This is a genomic window from Micromonospora sp. DT63 (assembly GCF_049841615.1).
Classification (GTDB): Bacteria; Actinomycetota; Actinomycetes; order Mycobacteriales; family Micromonosporaceae; genus Micromonospora.
Genome location: NZ_JBNCKQ010000017.1, coordinates 1 through 14,819 on the forward strand (window position 1 = coordinate 1; position 14,819 = coordinate 14,819).

Annotated in this window: 15 protein-coding genes; 5 read left to right on the plus strand and 10 right to left on the minus strand. The window is 70.5% G+C overall.

What is annotated here, in order from left to right:
• The 3 genes from ACLQ27_RS32050 to ACLQ27_RS32060 all read right to left on the minus strand — a co-directional run.
• The coding region (locus tag ACLQ27_RS32050; protein WP_425870241.1) for a non-reducing end alpha-L-arabinofuranosidase family hydrolase at positions 1-912 on the minus strand (912 nt) is incomplete at its 3' end.
• Between the two features lie 275 nt (positions 913-1,187).
• The gene (locus ACLQ27_RS32055; RefSeq protein WP_425870243.1) at positions 1,188-1,769 is read right to left on the minus strand and encodes a dihydrofolate reductase family protein; all 582 of its coding nucleotides are present in this window, start codon (positions 1,767-1,769) and stop codon (positions 1,188-1,190) included.
• A gap of 157 nt (positions 1,770-1,926) precedes the next feature.
• Positions 1,927-2,589: a hypothetical protein gene (locus ACLQ27_RS32060; protein WP_357492002.1), complete on the minus strand. Its 663-nt coding sequence runs from the start codon at positions 2,587-2,589 to the stop codon at positions 1,927-1,929.
• Between the two features lie 181 nt (positions 2,590-2,770).
• Here ACLQ27_RS32060 and ACLQ27_RS32065 point away from each other — a divergent pair, with 181 nt between their 5' ends.
• The 4 genes from ACLQ27_RS32065 to ACLQ27_RS32080 all read left to right on the plus strand — a co-directional run bounded on the left by ACLQ27_RS32065 (position 2,771) and on the right by ACLQ27_RS32080 (position 8,387).
• The gene (locus tag ACLQ27_RS32065) at positions 2,771-3,988 is read left to right on the plus strand and encodes a HupE/UreJ family protein (protein WP_425870245.1); all 1,218 of its coding nucleotides are present in this window, start codon (positions 2,771-2,773) and stop codon (positions 3,986-3,988) included.
• A 143-nt stretch (positions 3,989-4,131) separates the two neighbouring features.
• A complete protein-coding gene (locus ACLQ27_RS32070; protein WP_357492004.1) occupies positions 4,132-6,105 on the plus strand; it encodes a metallophosphoesterase family protein in 1,974 nt (657 codons plus the stop codon).
• Between the two features lie 92 nt (positions 6,106-6,197).
• The gene (locus ACLQ27_RS32075) at positions 6,198-7,265 is read left to right on the plus strand and encodes a WxL protein peptidoglycan domain-containing protein (RefSeq protein ID WP_357492005.1); all 1,068 of its coding nucleotides are present in this window, start codon (positions 6,198-6,200) and stop codon (positions 7,263-7,265) included.
• Positions 7,266-7,415: 150 nt separating this feature from the next.
• The gene (locus tag ACLQ27_RS32080) at positions 7,416-8,387 is read left to right on the plus strand and encodes an NADP-dependent oxidoreductase (RefSeq protein WP_357575754.1); all 972 of its coding nucleotides are present in this window, start codon (positions 7,416-7,418) and stop codon (positions 8,385-8,387) included.
• A 4-nt stretch (positions 8,388-8,391) separates the two neighbouring features.
• Here the strand turns inward: ACLQ27_RS32080 and ACLQ27_RS32085 are convergent, their stop codons facing one another.
• The 7 genes from ACLQ27_RS32085 to ACLQ27_RS32115 form a co-directional block, all read right to left on the minus strand.
• Positions 8,392-8,982, minus strand: a complete 591-nt coding sequence (locus ACLQ27_RS32085) for an HAD family hydrolase (protein ID WP_234591184.1) — start codon at positions 8,980-8,982, stop codon at positions 8,392-8,394.
• A gap of 26 nt (positions 8,983-9,008) precedes the next feature.
• Complete coding sequence (locus ACLQ27_RS32090; protein WP_357492009.1) at positions 9,009-10,262, minus strand: RNA polymerase sigma factor; 1,254 nt, start codon at positions 10,260-10,262, stop codon at positions 9,009-9,011.
• A 2-nt stretch (positions 10,263-10,264) separates the two neighbouring features.
• The gene (locus tag ACLQ27_RS32095; RefSeq protein ID WP_234591204.1) at positions 10,265-10,609 is read right to left on the minus strand and encodes a YciI family protein; all 345 of its coding nucleotides are present in this window, start codon (positions 10,607-10,609) and stop codon (positions 10,265-10,267) included.
• A gap of 103 nt (positions 10,610-10,712) precedes the next feature.
• Positions 10,713-11,915, minus strand: a complete 1,203-nt coding sequence (locus ACLQ27_RS32100; RefSeq protein WP_357575753.1) for a low temperature requirement protein A — start codon at positions 11,913-11,915, stop codon at positions 10,713-10,715.
• A gap of 70 nt (positions 11,916-11,985) precedes the next feature.
• A complete protein-coding gene (trpS, locus tag ACLQ27_RS32105; protein ID WP_425870249.1) occupies positions 11,986-13,044 on the minus strand; it encodes a tryptophan--tRNA ligase in 1,059 nt (352 codons plus the stop codon).
• 90 nt (positions 13,045-13,134) lie between these two features.
• Positions 13,135-13,311, minus strand: coding sequence for a hypothetical protein (locus ACLQ27_RS32110; RefSeq protein ID WP_425870251.1), 177 nt, complete (start codon positions 13,309-13,311; stop codon positions 13,135-13,137).
• A gap of 9 nt (positions 13,312-13,320) precedes the next feature.
• Positions 13,321-13,785: a PRC-barrel domain containing protein gene (locus tag ACLQ27_RS32115; protein WP_425870253.1), complete on the minus strand. Its 465-nt coding sequence runs from the start codon at positions 13,783-13,785 to the stop codon at positions 13,321-13,323.
• A 173-nt stretch (positions 13,786-13,958) separates the two neighbouring features.
• On the opposite strand from ACLQ27_RS32115, the gene ACLQ27_RS32120 reads away from it, so the two are divergent.
• Positions 13,959-14,213 (plus strand): SCO4848 family membrane protein, encoded by a 255-nt coding sequence (locus tag ACLQ27_RS32120; protein ID WP_357492019.1) that lies wholly within the window; start codon positions 13,959-13,961, stop codon positions 14,211-14,213.
• The last annotated feature ends 606 nt before the right edge of the window (positions 14,214-14,819 follow it).

Here is a 14,819-nt window from a genome sequence, read left to right on the forward strand (position 1 = left end):
GCCGGTGAACAGGGTCTGCGCCGCGGACCAGCCGTTGGGGTTGGTCGGGTCGGTGGAGGTGCGGTAGGAGAACGCGGTACCGCCCCACTGGTAGGCCAGGATCCAGATGTTGCGGGGCGCGAAGTAGAACAGGGTCGGTGCGACGGTGGCGTTGTTCATGGTGTTCTGACTGGCCGAGGCCATGTCGGACCAGTTGGTGAACAGGCCGAAGTTCATCGAGCCCCAGCGGGTGCCGGTGTCATGGGTGGTCGCGTAGACCAACTGCCGGCCGTTGTACGGGGCGACGGTGAAGTCCTTGAGTGACACCCAGCCCGACTTGGGCTGCGCCAACGCGCCGGTCGACGACCACCGGTACGACGACGGCAGATCACACGTGGTCGGCGGCGGCGTCGTGGGTGGCGGTGTCGTCGGCGGTGGGGTGGTGGGCGGTGGGGTGGTGGGCGGTGGGGTCGTCGGCGGTGCGGGCGTGTCGGTCACCGGTGGCGTCGGCGTGGTCCCGCCGGTGCAGGTCACGCCGTTCAGGGCGAAGCTCGTCGGAGCCGGGTTGCTGCTCGTCCACGACCCGTTGAAGCCGAACGACACAGTGCCGTTGGTCGCGACCGATCCGTTGTAGCTCACGTTGCGCGCGGTCACCGCCGCACCGCTCTGCGTCAACTCCGTGTTCCACGACTGCGTCACCGTCTGGCCGGCCCCGTACGACCACGTCAACGTCCAACCGCTCAACGGATCACCGAGGTTCGTGATCGTCACGTTGGCGCCGAACCCGCCCTGCCACTGCGACGACACGGCATAGTTCACCGAGCAGCCCGCTGCGGCGGCGCCGGCCGGCATCGCCACGACGACCGTGGCCGACGCCAGCAATGCGACACCTGCCGAGACGAGGCCGACATTGGTCGGTCTAAATATGGTCATCTAGCACCCTCCTGACGGGATGGCGGCCTCCACATTCGTGGGAGTCATTGTTAGGTGAGCGTTAACAGCCGCGTCGCGTATGTTACGGGAGCGCTCCCAAACCATCAACCTCGATGCCTTGAAGGCGTCTGGTCGTCATCGCGAGCCCTCCGAGCAGGCCGACGTGGCCGTCCCGGTGCGCTGCACCCGGGGGACGGCGAGGCTCCACAACGATCGCGATGTTATCGATAACAGAGCCGGTCACCGGCTGAGGACGCGTTCTGCCCGGGGTCCCGTCACGCCAATTCGTACTCCAGCATGAGGACACCGGTGCTGGTCGGCGTGCAGTCGACGAGCCGCAGACGTCGCGGCCGGTCGGCCTGGCGGAAGAGCCGCTTGCCGGTGCCGAGCAGGAGCGGGTGCAGGAACAGGCGGTACCCGTCGACCAGGTCGTGCGCGATGAGTTCCTGCACGAGCACCCCGCTGCCCAGCACGACGATGACGCCGTCGCCCCGCGACTTCAGGTCCGTGACCGCCGACACGAGATCTCCGTCGAGGCGTCGGGCGTTCGACCAGGTGAGATCGGTCAGCGTACGGGTGGCGACGTACTTGGGAGTCGCGTTGAGGTGGGCGGCCATCGGGTTGTCGTCGGGCTGGCTCGGCCAGTAACCGGTCATCTTCTCGTACGTCCGGCGACCGAAGAGGTACGCCGTGGTCGACCGGAGCCCCTGCACGGCGGCGGTCGCCTGGGCCTCGTCGAAGAACGGCGCCGCCCAGCCGCCGTGCTCGAACCCGCCGTCACGATCCTCGTCGGGTGATCCCAGCCCTTGCATGACCCCGTCGAGCGTCACGAACTCGACGACAACCAGTTTCCGCATGACCGCACCCTTCGACCTGGCGGGCGACCCGGCGTCCCGCTGCCGTTCCCAACGAACGGGCCCGGCCGGATCGAGCGGGTCCACCTCGCGATCCGGGCGAGCGTACTCGCGAACGGTCCGGGCGAGGGCCCGTCATCCGACGGCGACCGGCCGTGCGTCAGAGCCAGACCACGATCCCGGTCAGGTCGTTGAGCACGGCGGCCACGCCCGCCCTGATGGCTGCCGCGCAGCGCTCGGCCGTGAACGAGCCCGCGTCGTACGACGAGGACATGCCGAGCCCTTCGCCCCGGTACGACGCTCCGTCCCAGTCGACGGCCGTGACATTGTGGGTCGGCTCGGCCAGTTCGGCGCCCACCACCAGGAACTTCTCGTCCAGGTGGTTCGGGGTGACAAGCGCGAGGGCGTCGATGAGCTCGTTGCCGGCGCTGACGATGAGGTCCGGGCCCATCGCCATGGCCCTGGTGATGCTGGGGACGGCGTCGTGCGTGTTGCTGACGACGACAGTCCTCAGATCGACGTGCTCGTCGTCGGCCCAGTCCCGCACCGCCGTCACCAGGGCCTTGGTCGGCGCGTCCGTGCCGGCGGTCAGCAGCACCACCCGGTAGTCCTTCGACGGGTGCACGTCGGCCCACGATCCGGGCCGTGGCGTGATGGTCGCCTCCGGCGCTGGCGTCGTGGCGGGGTCGACGAATCCCGGACTGAGCGAGCCGACGGCGCTGGGCGCGGGGTGCGGCTGGGACCAGTCGTCGCCGGAGTCGCAGGCGGAGAGGAGCGCGGCGGTCGCGGCCAGCAGGGCGACGGCCCGAAGCGGGGGGCGCAAGGTGGTCGTCCTTTCGGGTGGGGGCGGGAAGTGCGCGTACGCCTCGTATTCCTATCCCAGATCCGGCCGTCGACAATCCGTGGCCGGTCGCCGCGGTCGTTTGTTCTCCATCGGTTCGTCGGTGGGCGGGTTGGTGTTCACCCACGAGGTGCAGCGTGCACTGGCCAACCGAGGGAGTCGCATGCTGGGGCACATTCGCCGTACCGTTGTCGTCGCCGTTGTCGTATTTGCTGCGGCGGTGTTCCCGTTCCTGGGTGGCGGAACGGCCTTCGCGCACGGCTTCTCATCGACGGTGTACGCGAAAATTACCGCCGGAGACGAGGGTCACATTCGCTCCGAGGTGGAGCTCGAATATGACCTTCTGGTCGTGTCGGCAGCCGATTCCGGTGACGATGATCCGCTGTTCCGGGTGGGGAACGCCGCCTTCGAGGCGGGCGACTCCGCGGCGCAGGCCGCAGCGTTGAAGGCCCACGCCCCGACGGTCCTGCGCTATGTCGCCGACCGTTTCTCGGTGAGCGCGCGAGGTGCTGCCTGTCAGCCGACAGTGGTACGCGACGCCACGATCGGTGCTCGTGAGGGGGTGCCGTACGCGGACCTGCTGCTGGACTGGACCTGTCCCGAGCGGGTCGATGAGCACGAGGTGCGCAGCGGTCTCTTCCCGGACGACGAGGCGTACGTCAAGGACACCAAGACGATCGTCACCTACGAGATCGACGGCCGTTCGGGCAGCGCCGCGCTGGACGCCGCCAACCCGTCCTTCTCGACGGCGCAGACCGCCTACCAGCGGTTCGGCGAGTTCTTCCTGCTGGGGGCCGAGCACCTGCTGTCCGGCATCGACCACATCCTCTTCCTGGTGGCGCTCATCGCCGGGTCGCGACGTCTGCGGGAGATCGTGCTCGCGGCCACCAGTTTCACCCTGGCGCACTCGGTGACGTTCCTGCTCGCCGCCCTCGGCCTGGTCGACGTGCCGGCGCGGGTCGTGGAGCCGGTCATCGCGCTGTCGATCGCGGTCGTGGCCGGCTGGCACCTGTGGGGGATCTGGCGGCGCGGTGACCACGCAGGCGATCTGGAGACGGCCGGGCGCGGTCACTTCAGCCTGGACCGTCGGGGCTGGATCCGCCTCGGGGTCGTCTTCTGCTTCGGCCTCGTGCACGGGCTGGGCTTCGCGGGCGCGTTGGGCATCGACGAGGCGTGGTCGTGGACGCTGCTGTGGTCGCTGCTGGTGTTCAACGTCGGTATCGAGGTCGTTCAGTTGACGATTATCGCCGCCGTCTTCCCGCTGCTGTTCGTGCTGCGCCGGCGTGCGCCGAAAGCCGGTCTGTGGGTGACCGGTGCTGTTTCGGCGACAGTGTCCATCATGGGGCTGATCTGGTTTGTTCAGCGTGTGACCGGATCGTGAGTACGGCTAACCAGTCCGCGAAGTGCAGCCATTCGCAAGATCACGTTCATGGCGGGTTCATCGGCCAACGAAAGTTTGGATCTGCTTCCCCGGTGTCGGGTGAAGAACAATCCATTTCTCTATTCGAAAAGGGAACAATGTCGATGACATTGAGCACCTCGACACGGGCCCCCGGGCTCGTGCGGCGGCGCGTTGTCGCCGGGGTCGTAGCCGGATTCCTGGGAATGGGCGCGGCCCTCGGTAGCGGTCTGCTGACCGCCGCCAGCGCCGCCGACCCCACCACGGTGTCCGGCATCGTCCTCGGCGTCGGCGCCAACGAGACCCAGCGCATCGTGTCCTGGTACTCCTCCGCCGACACCGCCCAGAAGATCCAGCTCGCCCCGACCGCCGAGCTCGTCAACGGCGAGTTCCCGGCCAGCGCCGTCAGCTTCGACGCCGTCGGCGCGGCGAACACCTCCACGACCGGCTTCAACCGCCACGCCACCATCAGCAACCTGCGCGAGAACACCGCGTACTCGTACCGGGTCGGCGCCGAGGGCAGCTGGTCCCCGGCGTACGCCTTCCGGACGCAGGACTTCGAGGGCGACTACGACTTCCTGTTCTTCGGTGACCCGCAGATCGGCTCCTCCGGCGACCGGCTCAAGGACCAGGCCGGCTGGGAGGAGACCCTGAAGGTCGCCACCGCCGCCAACCCGAACGCCGAGCTGCTGGTCTCCGCCGGTGACCACGTGGAGAGCGCCAACGACGAGGGTCAGTGGACCTCGTTCCTGGCCCCCGACCAGCTGCGTCAGGTCCCCCTCGTCGCCACCATCGGCAACCACGACGTCGGCGGCAAGTCCTACGAGCAGCACCACTTCACCCCGAACACCGACCGCTCGGCCCAGTACTACAGCGGGGACCAGGCGACCCGGTCCGGTGGCGACTACTGGTTCATCCACAAGGACGTGCTGTTCATCGACCTGAACAGCAACAGCTACGTCAACCCGGCGGACGGCTCGGCCGGCGGCGACGCCGCGCACGTCGCGTACGTCACCGACGTCATCAAGAAGCACGGCTCCGAGGCCAAGTGGAAGGTGCTGGTCTACCACCACTCGATCTACTCCCCGGCCAGCCACGCGACCGACAGCGACAACAAGCAGCGGCGGGAAGACTTCACCACTGCCTTCTCCAACCTCGGCGTCGACATGGTGCTGCAGGGCCACGACCACAGCTACTCGCGCAGCTACTCGATCAAGAACGGCCAGAAGGAGAACCCGGCTGAGAAGCCCGGTGCTCCCGAGGTCTACCCCGGCCCGGGCGGCGTCATCTACGTGACCGCCAACTCGGCGTCCGGCTCGAAGTACTACGACATCAAGAAGCCGGACGACAGTGGCACCGGCATCCGGGGCAACGGCCCGGACCCGCTGGACCCGGCCAAGTACTGGTACAACTCGTCGCAGAACCAGGAGCACGTCCGCAGCTACGTCAAGGTGCAGGTGCGCGGCGACAAGCTGGTCCTGGCGAACGTCCGCAGCGGCACCTGCGCGGCCCCGAACGCGGCAGTGGAGAAGGGCCTCTCCTGCGTCAACACCCCGGACGGGCAGCCGGTCGGCTCGGTCACCGACAAGGTGACGGTGCACCCGTACCACGGTGACGGTCAGGCCATCCAGGTCAACGTTCCCAACCCGGCCCCGGGCGAGTTCGGCTGGACGATCGACGGCTACAACGGTCTGGTCGACCTGGGCACCGCGCAGGAGCGCGACGGCACCTACTTCGAGGCGACCGGCAAGATCAACCCGATCCTCGTGTCGGACAGCCGCCGCTCGCTCGCCCCGTGGTCGATCTCGGCCAGCGTCGGCGACTTCTCCGACGCCGACAAGACGTTCTCCGGCTCGTACCTGGGCTGGACCCCGTACGTCCTGGACGCCGGCGCGGGCGCCGAGGCCGGCGCTTCAGTCCTGTCGTCCCTCGACGACCAGGGCAAGGGCCTCTCGGTCTCCAGCGGGCTGGGCGCTGCGGTTCAGGGTCACCCCCGGGGCGGCGCCAAGCTCGGTGCCGACCTGGACCTGAAGATCCCGGACAGCATCGCGAAGGGCAGCTACCGCACCACCCTCACGATCACTGCGCTGAGCAGCTGAAAAGAACCTGTTCCACCGGGCGGGGTAGGCACCTTCGGGTGCCTGCCCCGCCACCGGTTCGCCCACTCCCAAGATCACCTCAAGGATCCGACATGCAACCGTCCGTACCGCGCTGGAAGACACTCGTTCGCACCACCGCGCTGTCCCTGCTAGCCGTCGTCGCGGCGGCCGGCGTCGGCGCCGGCCCCGCCGTGGCGGCCGACGGCAACGTCGCCTGGACGGTCCGGACGGCCTCCAACAGCTACGGCGAAGCCCGGTCCAGCTACAGCTACAACGTCAACCCCGGTGGGACCGTCGAGGACGCCATGGTGGTGGCCAACCGCGGCCCGGCGCCGCTGACCCTGGCCGTGTACGCCGCCGACGGCTTCACCACCGCCGCCGGACAGCTCGACCTGCTCACCGGGGACAAGAAGTCCGTGGCGGTCGGCGCCTGGGTCAAGGCCAGCGCCGGCAGCGTCGTGATCCAGCCCGGAAAGACCGCGCAGGTCCCCTTCACGATCACCGTTCCCGCCAACGCCACGCCCGGTGACCACGTGGGCGGCATCCTCACCGCGCTGACGCAGGCCGACCAGGCCGAGGGCATCAACGTGGACCGCCGCCTCGGCATCCGCATCACGCTGCGGGTCGGTGGCGAGCTGAAGCCGAACCTCGCGATCGAGAACCTCCACGTGACGTACGACGGGACGTCCAACCCGTTCGCCAAGGGTGCCGCCACCGTCGCTTACACGATCCACAACACCGGCAACGCCGCCCTGTCCGGCCAGCAGGCCGTCTCGGTCTCGGGCCCGTTCGGCGTACTGCGGGCGCGGGCCGGTGACATCGCCGCGCCGCCGCAGCTGCTGCCGGGCGAGAGCTGGGACGTGCGCGTGCCCGTCCGCGGTGTCGCTCCCGCCGTCCGGCTCGCGGCGACCGCCACCGTCACGCCGCTGCTCACCGACGCGTCGGGCTCCACCACCTCGCTCAAGCCGGTCGAGGCCACCGCGCACGGTTGGGCCCTGCCGTGGATGGTCGTTTTGGCGCTCGTCGTGCTGATCGCCGTGGTCGTCGGGGCGTCCCTGTACCGCCGCCGCAACCGGGCGCGGCGCAAGGCTCGCGAGGACGCCCGGGTGCGCGACGCGGTCGCGCAGGCCCTCGGCGGTCGGGAGCCGCAGACGTCCTGAACGCGTCGCCGGTGTCGCCTGACTCCGGCCACGCCCCGGGCCACACCGACGGCCGTCGCCCTTGTGGGTGAACGGCACCCGGCGCCGGGCCGGGCCCGCCCCCGAGACGGCATGCTGCGACGGTGACGCCGGCCCGGAGAGGAAGCCCACATGGTTGACGCGGACGTGCCAGAGCGGATGCAGGCTGCGGCGCTGGACGAGTTCGGCGGACCGGAGGTGATCACCCTGCGGAAACTGCCGGTGCCCGAGGCCGCCGCCGACGAGGTGCTGATCAAGGTCCTGAGCGCCGGCGTGGGCGTGTGGGACGCGTACGAGCGGCAGGGCGTGCTGGTGCCCGAGGGCACCGAGTTTCCGATCGTGCCCGGCTCGGACGGCGCCGGAACCGTCATCGCGGCCGGCAGCCGGGTGACCGATCTCGCGGTGGGTGACCTGGTCTACGTCTCCGCCACCACCCGGCCGAAGGGCGGCTTCTACGCCGAGTACGCGGCCGTCAAGGCCGAGTACGCCGCGAAGCTGCCCGACGGTGTGCCGGCCGAGCACGCCGGTGCGATGCCGACCGACGCGTTGACCGCGCTGGCCGGGCTGGACGCGCTCAGCCTGCCGGCGGGCGCCTGGCTGTTGATCTTCGGTGCGAGCGGTGGGCAGGGCCACCTGGCCGTGCAGTTGGCCAAGCGACAGGGCCTCAACGTGATCGCGGTGGCCTCCGGCAGCGACGGGGTCGCGCTGGTGACCCGCCTCGGCGCCGACGTGTCTCTCGACGGCCACGCCGACCCCGCCGAGGTGCTCGCGACGATCCGGGACGCGGCTCCGGGGGGAGTGGGCGGCATCCTGGCGATGGCCGGCGGGAAGACACTGGACCGGCTCGCCGAGACGCTGTCCGACGGAGGGGTCGTCGCGTACGCCCACGGGGTGCGGCCGGAACCGCGCGAACGGTCCGGCGTGTCGGTCCGGGCGTACGACGGTGTGGCCAACCGCGGACAGTTGCAGCGCCTCAACGACCTCATCGAGGCCGGGCCGTTCGTGGTGCACGTCGCCGAGACGTTCCCACTGGGCAAGGTGCGGGAGGCGCACAAGCGCTTGGAGACCTCCTACCTGGGCAAGCTGCTGCTGACGATCGCCTGAGGCGTCAGCCGACGCGCTGTTGCGGCACGCGTACCGAAGCCATGCCGGCCGCCGTCGCGGCCTGGATGCCCAGGTCGGTGTCCTCGAAGACCAGGCAGGAGCCCGGGGGTACGCCGAGCTGCCGTGCCGCGAGCAGGAACGCCTCCGGGTCGGGCTTGGCCCGCGTGTAGTCCTCGGCGCACACCAGCACGTCGAAGCGGTCCAGCAGACCGAGCGCGTCGAGGGAGGCGGTGACCGTGGCGCGGGTGCTGCCGGAGACGACGGCGAACGGCACGCGGCGGTGCGCGTCGTGGATGTGCGCCACCACCTCGGGCACGGCGGTGACCTGCGGCAGCAACTCCTGGAAGATGCGCTCGCGGTTCTCGACGACTGTCGCCACCGGCATCGCCAGGCCGTGCCGCTCGTTCAGTGCGACGACGATGTCGGCGGTGGGCCGGCCGCCCCAGGCGTAGAAGAGGTCCTCCGGGAACTCACAGCCCCACTCGTCGAGCGCCCGCTGCCACGCCACGTAGTGCAGCGGCATCGAGTCGACGATGGTGCCGTCGCAGTCGAACAGGTACGCGGCGAACTCACCGGGCGGCAGAGGCAGGGTCATCGGGGCAGGTTACAGCGGGAACCCGCTCAGTCCTCGCTGACGGATGCCAACCGGCGCAGCAGGTGCGCCCGTTCCGGCTCGGTGCCGACCAGCGCCAACGCGTCCCGGTACGCCGCCGCGGCCTCATCGCGGCGACCCAGCCGGCGCAGCAGGTCCGCCCTGGTCGCGGGGTACAGGTGATAGCCCCGCAGACGTGGATCGCCGGCCAACCCGTCCAGCAGCGCGAGCCCGGCGTCCGGCCCGTCCCGCATGGCCACGGCGGCGGCCCGGTTCAGCGCCACGACGGGGGAGGGGACCATGCCGAGCAGCACGTCGTAGAGCGCCACCACCTGGGGCCAGTCGGTGCCGGCCACGTCGGCGGCCTCGTCGTGCAGGGCGGCGATGGCGGCCTGCACGCCGTACGGTCCGGGCGCCGGGCCGGTCAACGCGACCACCACCAGCGCGCGGCCCTCGTCGATCATCGCGTGGTCCCACCGTGCGCGGTCCTGGTCGTCGAGGAGGACCACCGCGCCGTCCGGCCCGCTCCGGGCCGCGCGCCGGGCGTGGATCAGCAGCAGCAACCCGAGCAGGCCGGCGACCTCCCGCTCGCCGGGCAGCAGCCGGCGCAGGATCCGGGCCAGCCGGATGGCCTCCTCGGCGAGGTCGGTCCGCTGGAGATCAGGTCCGGAACTGGCGGCGTACCCCTCGGTGAAGACCGAGTAGACGGCCTGGAGCACCGTGGGTAGGCGCGCGGGCAACTCGTCGACGCCGGGCACCCGGAACGGGATGCGGGCGTCGCGGATCTTCCGTTTGGCCCGGACGAGTCGCTGGGCCATTGTCGCGTGCGGCACCAGGAAGGCCCGCGCGACCTCCGCCGTGGTGAGCCCGGCGAGGAAGCGCAGGGTGAGCGCGCCGCGGTCCTGCGCGGGCAGGGCGGGGTGGGCGCAGGTGAAGAAGAGCGCCAACCGGTCGTCGGGCAGATCCGGGTCCGCGTCGGCGGGCGGCGCGGGGTCGGCCCGCTCGGCCTCCGCCTGGAGTACGGCCAGCCGGGTGGCCAGCACGCGGTCGCGGCGTAACCGGTCGACGGCACGGCGGCGGGCAGTGGTGAGCAGCCAGGCGCCGGGCCGGCTCGGGACGCCGTCGACCGGCCAGTGCACCAGCGCCGCCTCGATCGCCTCGGAGGCGACCTCCTCGGCCAGGTCGAGGTCGCCGAAGCGGTGTACGAGCGAGGCGAGCAGCCGGCCGTGCTCCTCCCGGAACACCGCCTCCACCGAACCGGCTGCCGCCTCCGCGCCCGCCACCGTCAGACCTCGACCTCGATCTCGGCGACCGGGCGCACCTGCACCGAGCCGGCTCCGGTGGCCCCGGGGCTGCGGGCCGCCCAGTCCAGCGCGACGTCGAGGTTCGGCACGTCGATGATGTCGTAGCCGCCGAGCACCTCGCGGGTCTCGGCGAACGGCCCGTCGGTGATCGCGCGTTCGCCGTCCGGGCCGACGCGTACGGTCGTGCAGGTGGTCAGGTCCTGCAACGGATGCCCGGAGACCCAGATACCGGCGTCCTTCATCTCCCGGTCGTAGCGCACCCAGTCCTCGAAGGTGCACCCGTTGCCGGCCTCCCCGTCGGTCGGGGTGCTCATGAACAGCAGCATGTACTTCACGTCTCGACTCCTCTCGGTGCGGCGGGGTCGCCGTACAGCATGACGACGAACGAGTGCCCGGGATGTCGACACGGGTCTGGAACTTTTCCGCGGCTCAGGGGCGCACGTGTCGCGCCGGTTCGACAGGTTCGCCACGTCGGTCGATCCGCCGCTCGTACCAGGTTACGGCGATCAGAAGCAGGGTGAGCAGGGTCAACTCGGCCAGCGCGGGCAGCGGCCGCGCGATCGGCAGCAGGAGCAGCGGCAGCAGCGCGGCGACACCCTGCCCCGGGTGTACGGCATGAAGGGTGAGCCGGCGAAAGACCAGCCGTCCGAGCAGGTAGAGGGTGGCGCCCCCGTAGAGGGCGGTGGCCGAGGGCCAGCTCAACCGGGCGGTGTGCGACGGCTCCTCGGCGAGCTGGCCGAGCACCTGCTCGATGCCGAGCGCGACGTAGATGGCACCGATGATCATGGGTGCGTGCGCGAGGCCGTACGCGTCGCCGGCCACGTGGGAGCGCCGTTCGTCGGGAACGCGCAGGACGGACTGCCGGGCGGCGGGCGCCAACCGGTCGAAGTACAGCCACCAGAGGCAGATGGTGACGACGAGGCCGAGCAGCGCCGCGATCAGGCTGGCCCCGGTCGGCGCCGTCATCCTCGGTCCGGTGCCGGCGGCGATCAACGCCTCGCCCAGGGCGATGATGAGCACCAGTCCGAACCGTTCGGTGAAGTGGTCCAGGCTGCGCAGCGGCCACGGGCCGTAGATGGAGGCGACGCGGGAACCGCCGATGTCCACCAGGAGCGCGACAGTCCAGAGCACGGTCTGGGCGACGCCACCGAGCAGCGCGCCGACGATGAGCGGGAGCCAGGCAGCCGTCACCGGCACGACGAAGAACCGCAGGGTCGAGCGCAGCGGCGGATCGTCGACGCTCGCCCAGAACAGCACCACGAGCTGCACCGCCCGGGTGACCAGGTAGGCCAGCGCGAGGGTGAGCGGCGGGTCGGCGGATCCCGGCCCCTGCCGCCAGGCGTCGGGCAGCACCAGAGCGGCCACGAATATCGCGGCCATCGCCAGCAGGGTGGCCGCGCGGGCCGGGCCGACGTCCGCCCGGACCAGGTTCCCCAACCAGAGGTACGGACCCCAGGAGTAGATCAACAACAGCAGGAGTAGCAGCCCCTGGCCCAGAGTGAGCGCGCTCGGCGGCTGCGCCATGAACGCGATGACCCGGGTGAGCGCGAAGACGAAGACCAGGTCGAAGAAGATCTCGAACATCGTCGTCCGGTGCGCGTCACCGGCGGGGATCGGACGAATCCTCTTCATCCAGGCATTCTGCGCCCTCCGCGCGGCACGTCGGGTCTCCCCGTCGCAACGAGGAGACCCGAGCGCCGCGTCAGGCCGGGGCGTCCGTCCGGCGCCGGGTCCGCTCGGCCCGCCGCCGCATCTGCTGGTACGCCCCGGTCAGCCCCATCGCCCGGCGTACCTCCGTCAGGGTCTGGCGTACCTCCTGCCGGGTCCGCTCGGTGCCCTCGACGATCAGCCGGTCGACAAGCCCCCGGTCGGCCTCGATCGCGGCCCGGCGCTCCCGGATCGGCGCCAGGAACGTCTCCAGCGCGACGACCAGCCGCTCCTTGACCTCCACGTCACCCACCTGCCCGGCCCGGTAACGGTCGGCCAGGTCGGCCACCTCGGCACGGTCCGGGTTGAACACCTCGTGGTACGCGAAGACCGGGTTGCCCTCCACGGTCCCCGGCACGTCGGCCCGCACCCGGTTCGGGTCGGTGTACATCCCGCGCACCTTGCGGCGCACCGTGGCCGCGTCGTCGGACAGGGCGATCGTGTTGCCCCGGCTCTTGCTCATCTTGGCCGTGCCGTCGGTGCCCACCAGGCTGGGCGTGTCCGCGGGGATCAGCTCGGGCACCGGGAACACCGGACCGTACAGGTGGTTGAAGCGGCGGGCGATCTCCCGGGTCACCTCGACGTGCGCGGCGTTGTCCCGGCCGACCGGGACCACCTCCCCCTTCACGCACAGGATGTCCGCGGCCTGGAGCACCGGATAACCGAGCAGCCCGTACGGCATCTCCTCCTTGCCCGCGTCGCGGGCCATGTCCTTCAACGAGGGCACCCGTTCCAGCCGGGGCACGGTCACCAGGTTCTGCAGCAGAGTGTTGAGGTCGCCGACCTCCGGAATGGCCGACTGGAGGTAGAACGTGGCCCGCGCCGGGTCGACGCCGGCGGCGAGGATGTCGGTCACCATCTCGCGGGCATTGGCGGAGACCTGGTCGATGTCCTCCCGCCGGTTGCGGGTGGTCAACATGTGCAGGTCAGCGATGATGAAGAAGCTCTCGTGGCGCTGGTGCAGGCGCACCCGGTTGGCGATGCTGCCGACGTAGTGGCCGAGGTGCAGGCGACCGGTGGGCCGATCGCCGGTGAGCATGCGTGCGATGGACATGGCGAGGTGCCTCTCGTGCGGGTGGGTGGATCACGCGTGGGCGCGCGCCGAGCGGGCCGGGCAGGCCCCCTCGGTCAGCGGAAACAGGGCTCAGCGAGCCGTCCGCCATCGCGCGCCGGCGCGATACCGCAGACCACCGGCACGAAGTACGTCCAGGAAGTGCTCACGGCCGTCGCCGGAGCTGGTCGGGACAGTGGGCACGACACCGCGCGGCAGGCCGTCGACCACATCGACCGCCTCCGCCACGCAACTGCCCGTCCGGACCACGGCCTCACCTTACCCGGGGTGTCGCTCCCGGGGCGGCAGGTGACGGTCCGTGTAGTACCTGCCGACGCGGTCCCGGTACTCCGGGTTGGCCGACTCCGGGTCGTACGGCGGCGCGTCCTTGATCTCCTGCCGCGTCCGGTCGACGTGTACGACACGGTCCAGGTGATCGACCCGTTCCACCGTGCCGGCGGGCAGCAGCACCTTCTGGCCGAGGATCCACGGGCCGGTGTCCACCACCAGGTATGCGGCGTCCGCGTCGTCGCTCGCCTCGTCGATCGTGCCGATGCGCCCGTCGTTGGCCTGGACGTGGTAGCCGACGAGGTCCACCGGAGTGCCGGGGCCGGGGGCGTCCGGGCCGTCGTGCGTACCGGCCGGACCGTCCGGCCCAGCAGCCGAGGGGGTGGTCTGCGTGTATCCGCCGGCCAGGGCGGACGGATCGCGCCAGGCCCAGGGATTGAAGATCGACTGTCGCACGGGGCACCTCCGGGGGACTGTCCTTCGCTGTCCTCCTTCGCAGTGCCCGGCACGGCCTGGCCGGAAACGGATCGCCTGAAGCGCCGATGCCGACCGGCGGCGCGGTCCGGAGGTCGCGCCCGTCGCGTCCGTGGCCAGCTCGCGGATCGGCTGCGCTGGCATACTCGGCTGCCATGGTGCTGTCGCGAGGATGGGCTCTCTTCCTGGTCGGGGTCGGGATCTGGACCTGGGTGATCTGGCCGAGGTTCGCCGTCGCCATCTGGCAGGACCCGCGATCCTGGGCCTCCGGCACGGTGGCCGACGGTGCCGCCACCGGCTTCCTGTGGGTGCACGCCCTGTTGATCGCGGCTTCCCTGGCCATCGGGACCACCGTCGGCGTGCTCGGCATCCGTGCCTGGTTCGCCGCCCGCCGACGCCGGGTGTCCTGACCCGCCGGCCGCTGCTCGGCCGGCACTCGGTGGGTTGATCCGACCCGGAGGGGATCAGTGTGACGCGCGACGCTACCCGCCGATTTGACGATCAAACCCACGGACGCGTAACTTTCTCTCTGCCAGCGCGGAACGGGGCAAACAGGGCGAAAGACCTGGAGCACCGGATCGGGCAGGTAACCGGGTCAGGCAGGGGTTCGCCTCTGCGGGACACGGTTCGGGCGGGGCTCACCGGATCAGCCGCGAGGCGGATTTGGTGCAGCGGAACCGACCGGGTAAGGTTCACGACCGGCAGGGAACCGGGCGAGACTGCGGGACACCGCAGCGGCCGGCCTGCCAAATCCGACGACCTGACGCAGCGGTTCGCTGCTGCGTGAGTGCGCCGGGACCAACCCGTACGAAGCATGACAGACCGGGACACACGGTTTGACACGGCGAAGACGGTGAGGTAACGTAGTAAAAGTGCCCGGCGCGAGAGCGACGGGGACGCGGAACGAAAAGCCCCGGGATGGTGGCCCACTGGTTGGGTCTTCGGATCGGTGTGTGGTTGTTCTTTGAGAACTCAACAGGGTGCTTGTAAAGCCAGTGCCAATTATGATTTATACC

Coding starts and splice junctions, on each gene's coding strand:
- ACLQ27_RS32055 (WP_425870243.1), bottom strand. CDS start 1,769: ATGCGGAAACTGGTTGTCGTCGAGTTCGTGACGCTCGACGGGGTCATG.
- ACLQ27_RS32100 (WP_357575753.1), bottom strand. CDS start 11,915: ATGAAGAGGATTCGTCCGATCCCCGCCGGTGACGCGCACCGGACGACG.
- ACLQ27_RS32085 (WP_234591184.1), bottom strand. CDS start 8,982: ATGACCCTGCCTCTGCCGCCCGGTGAGTTCGCCGCGTACCTGTTCGAC.
- ACLQ27_RS32095 (WP_234591204.1), bottom strand. CDS start 10,609: ATGCTGCTGTTCATGAGCACCCCGACCGACGGGGAGGCCGGCAACGGG.
- trpS (WP_425870249.1), bottom strand. CDS start 13,044: ATGTCCATCGCACGCATGCTCACCGGCGATCGGCCCACCGGTCGCCTG.
- ACLQ27_RS32075 (WP_357492005.1), top strand. CDS start 6,198: ATGCAACCGTCCGTACCGCGCTGGAAGACACTCGTTCGCACCACCGCG.
- ACLQ27_RS32065 (WP_425870245.1), top strand. CDS start 2,771: ATGCTGGGGCACATTCGCCGTACCGTTGTCGTCGCCGTTGTCGTATTT.
- ACLQ27_RS32120 (WP_357492019.1), top strand. CDS start 13,959: ATGGTGCTGTCGCGAGGATGGGCTCTCTTCCTGGTCGGGGTCGGGATC.
- ACLQ27_RS32070 (WP_357492004.1), top strand. CDS start 4,132: ATGACATTGAGCACCTCGACACGGGCCCCCGGGCTCGTGCGGCGGCGC.
- ACLQ27_RS32080 (WP_357575754.1), top strand. CDS start 7,416: ATGGTTGACGCGGACGTGCCAGAGCGGATGCAGGCTGCGGCGCTGGAC.